The organism is Mesorhizobium sp. M7D.F.Ca.US.004.03.1.1, assembly GCF_003998635.1.
Lineage (GTDB): Bacteria > Pseudomonadota > Alphaproteobacteria > Rhizobiales > Rhizobiaceae > Mesorhizobium > Mesorhizobium loti.
Genome location: NZ_RZQG01000586.1, coordinates 1 through 3,840, shown reverse-complemented (window position 1 = coordinate 3,840; position 3,840 = coordinate 1). Strand labels below are relative to the sequence as shown.

Annotated in this window: 4 protein-coding genes; all 4 read right to left on the bottom strand. The window is 63.6% G+C overall.

Annotated elements, in window-relative coordinates; genetic code table 11:
* On the bottom strand, positions 1 to 1,181 hold a 1,181-nt coding region (locus tag EN935_RS25890; protein ID WP_127373748.1), incomplete at its 3' end, for a UDP-N-acetylmuramoyl-L-alanyl-D-glutamate--2,6-diaminopimelate ligase.
* Between the two features lie 54 nt (positions 1,182 to 1,235).
* Positions 1,236 to 2,945 (bottom strand): penicillin-binding protein 2, encoded by a 1,710-nt coding sequence (locus EN935_RS25885; protein WP_109668264.1) that lies wholly within the window; start codon positions 2,943 to 2,945, stop codon positions 1,236 to 1,238.
* Complete coding sequence (locus EN935_RS25880; RefSeq protein ID WP_109668266.1) at positions 2,942 to 3,337, bottom strand: hypothetical protein; 396 nt, start codon at positions 3,335 to 3,337, stop codon at positions 2,942 to 2,944. Before EN935_RS25880 ends, EN935_RS25885 begins: the two co-directional genes overlap by 4 nt.
* A gap of 4 nt (positions 3,338 to 3,341) precedes the next feature.
* The coding region (gene mraW / locus EN935_RS25875) for a 16S rRNA (cytosine(1402)-N(4))-methyltransferase (RefSeq protein ID WP_127373747.1) at positions 3,342 to 3,840 on the bottom strand (499 nt) is incomplete at its 5' end.

Genomic DNA, 3,840 nt, shown 5'->3' with positions numbered 1-3,840 from the left:
GTCGCAATCTCGCCCATGATCGGCCTTTTTCCCCGGTCGCGGTCGCCGCCGCAGCCGAACACGACGATGACGCGGCCGGTGGTGAACGGCCGCACCGAGGCCAGCACGTTTTCCAGCGCGTCGGGCTTGTGGGCATAATCGACATAGACCGGCGCGCCATTGACGGTGGTGCCGACGAGGTCGAGCCGGCCCGGCGCGCCCTTCAGTTTCTCCAACGCCATCAAAGCCTTGGCGACGGGTGTTCCCGTGGAAATGGCAAGCCCCGCCGAAACCAGCGCGTTCGAAATCTGGAAATCACCGGCCAGCGGCAGGTCGATCTCGTAGAGCACGCCGTCGGCCTCGACCTCGGCGCGCTGGCGGTGGCGCTCGTGCTCGACCCGCTTTAGCCTGAGGAAATCGCCATGGCGGCCGACAGTCAGCACCTTGAGCCCGGCAGCCTGTGCGGCCTGGATTGTCGGCGCCGACCACGGATCGTCGGCGAAGATCACGGCCGGCGCGCCCTTCGGCAGCAGTGTGTCGAACAGGCGCAATTTGGCGCGGTGATAGTCCTCGATGGTCGGGTGATAGTCCATATGGTCGCGGCCGAGATTGGTGAAACCGCCGGCCGCCAGCTTCACGCCGTCGAGGCGGCGCTGATCGAGCCCATGACTGGAAGCTTCCATCGAGGCGTGGGTGACGCCGGCATCGGCCAATTCCCGTAGCAATTGATGCAGAGCGACCGGATCTGGCGTCGTCAGCGAGCCATAATCGTTGCGGCCCGGCGCCACCACGCCGGTGGTGCCGATCGAAGCGGCGGCATAGCCGGCCTGCTCCCAGATCTGTCTGGTGAAGGCGGCGACCGACGTCTTGCCGCTGGTGCCGGTCACCGCGACCATGGTCTGCGGCTGCTTGCCGAAATAGCGGGCCGCACTCAGCGCCAGCGCCAGGCGCGGATCATCGACCGCCAATACCGCAACCGACAGCCCGGCAATGGTGCTGCCCTTGCCCGCCACGATCGCGGCCGCTCCGCGCGCGGCGGCGTCGGCGGCATAAACGGCACCATCGGCCTTGGTTCCGGCGAGCGCAAAAAAGACAACGCCCGGTTTTACCTGGCGGGAATCCGAAGAAATCCCTGTAACCTCCAGATCGACGGAAGCTATTCCCTCGACGGGCAGGATACCGGCTAGATCTCTGAGCTTCATCGAGTCCCGTTCACCGCAACAAAATAGCGCGCTGTTGCCGGCGCGCCCTAAGAATCACTGATAGGAAACCAGCGTTGCACCATTTTCATGGCTGAAATCTGGCTTCACGCCAAGCATGGCAGCCGCACGTCTGATGATGTTTCCCGCCATAACGCCCGCATTCGAGGCCGCGACGTCTGTCATGCCAGGCTTTTCCGGGTGCGGGGCATCGGCAATCGTAAACACAAGGTACTGCGGATCGTCCATCGGGAAGGCGGCGACGAAGGTGTTGAAATTCAACTCCTTCGAGTAGCGGCCGTTGATGACCTTCTCGGCTGTTCCGGTCTTGCCGCCAACCCGGTAGCCGGGGACTCTGGCATTTCTGGCCGAGCCCTTCTCGGCGTTGAGCGTATAGAGGTAGCGCATGCCTTCGACGGTCTTTTCGCTGACCACTTTCTTGGCTGTGGCCATCGCTTCCGCCTGCGTACGTATCAGGAAGGTAGGGTTCATCAGGAAGCCACCATTCATCAGCGCCGCGCAGCCTACAGCCGCTTGCAGCGGTGTCGTCGACACGCCGTGGCCGAAGGCGATCGTGAACGAATTGACCTGTTTCCAGACCTTCGGTTCAGTCGGGCGGGCGACTTCCGGCAGTTCAGTCTGCATCTTGTCCAGAATGCCGAGGCGATGCAGGAATTCGCGATGCCCCTCGATACCGACCATCTCGGCCTCCCTGGCCGACCCGATGTTGGACGAATAGAGGAACACCTCCGGCAACGACAGCACACGGTTCTTGCCGTGGAAATCGTGAATGGCCTGATGGCCGACCCGGATTGGATGCGAAGCATCGAAGCGGCTCGCCATGGTCGCCTTGCCGGAATCGAGCGCCATGGCTGAGGTGAAGCTCTTGAAGGTCGAGCCCATCTCATAGAGACCCGCCGACATGCGGTTCAGCCGGTCCTTGTCCTGTGCATTGTAAGGATTGTTCGGATCAAAATCCGGCACCGAGGCCATCGCCACCACTTCGCCGGTTTTTACGTTAAGCACAACGGCGCCAGCGCCCATGGCGCGATAGCGCTCCAGGCCGGCGGCGATCTCGTCGCGCACCACATGCTGGACGCGCAGATCGATCGAAAGCTTCACCGGCTTGAGATCCTTGGCCACCGCGAGGCCCGATGCCTGCAGGTCGCTCAGGCCCTGCTCGTCGACATACTTCTCCATTCCGGAGATGCCCTGGTTGTCGATGTTGGTAAGCCCGACAATGTAGGACGAGGTCTCGCCGCTCGGATAGAAACGGCGCTTCTCGGTGCGGAAGCCGAAGCCGGGAATGCCGAGCTGCATGATGTCGGACTGTTGCTTGGGCGTCAGCTGCCGCTGCAGCCAGACAAAGCCGGCGCCGCTCTTCAGCTTGTGGTAGGTCTGCTCATAGTCGATGTCCGGAAGCACCGTCGACAGCTTCTCGATCGCCTCATCGGCGTCGACGATCCGGCGCGGTTCGGCAAACAGCGACGCCGTCTTGATGTCCGTCGCCAGCACTTCGCCGTTGCGGTCGACAATGTCGGGCCGCGATGCCGTCACCCGGCTCTGCGGACCGCCAGACATGTCGGGGGTCTGGAAGCCGAGATAGACCAGCCGCCCGGAAATGGTCGAGAAGATGCCGAAGAACACCGCCATCGTCATCACGATGCGCGTCCTGCCCTTGCCGCCGGTCGCCTTGCGGGCGCCATCGACCACGATCGATCCGTCTTCACTCGTCCTGGCGCGACGCTTCAGCAGTTTGCCGATCATTGGGCGATGCCTCCGGTCACCACGGGATCCCTGCCGCCCGGAGGCGCTTGGTCGGAATTGTCGGCCATACCACCCTGGCGTCCGTTCAAGATGTCCTGAATGTCTAGGGCTTTGGCCGGCAGATCACCGATGCCGACGATCTGACGAGCGCTGACCGGTTCCAATGCGAGCTGTGATTTGTAGAGTTCGGTCAGCTTCTGCAGCCGCGACGGCTGGGTGAGCAGGCTCCAGTCCGCCTTGAGCAGGTCGATCGTGTCCTCTTCATAGCGTATCTGCGCATGGATCTTCTGCACCGACGCCAATTGTTCCTCGGCCTCGCGCTTGGCCTTGTAGGTAAGGGCCGCCGCCGCAACCATGACGGCGATCAGGACGATGTCGCTGGTACGAAACACTTAGCTACCTCTCCCCCGGCCGGTCGATACCGGGAAGCTTTGGAAGGCCGAAAATCGAAAAGTCGCCACTGCGGGCCGGCGCCTCGGTGCGGATCGCCGCGCGCAGCCTGGCCGAACGGGCGCGCGGATTGGCCGCCACCTCGGCGTCGCCGGCCGTCACGCCGCCACCCGCCTTGCGGAAGGTCGCGGTGCGCGCATGAGCCTCGGGCAGGTGACGCGAGCCGGTCGCGACGTCGGCTCGGTCGGCGATGAAACGCTTGACGATGCGGTCTTCCAGCGAATGGAACGTCACCACGGCGAGCCGTCCGCCCGGCTTCAGCGCGCGTTCGGCGGCAAACAAGGCCTTGGCCAGTTCGCCAAGCTCATCATTGACGAAGATGCGCAGCGCCTGGAAGACGCGCGTGGCCGGATGGATCTTGTCCTTCGGCGCGCGACCGATATGCGTCTCGATGGCGTCGGCGAGTTCCAGCGTGCGTTCGAACGGGCGCTTTTCGCGGCGAGCC

What these genes read in the sequence shown, in the direction of transcription:
- EN935_RS25885 (WP_109668264.1), bottom strand. Translation starts at nt 2,945, where the DNA reads ATGATCGGCAAACTGCTGAAGCGTCGCGCCAGGACGAGTGAAGACGGA.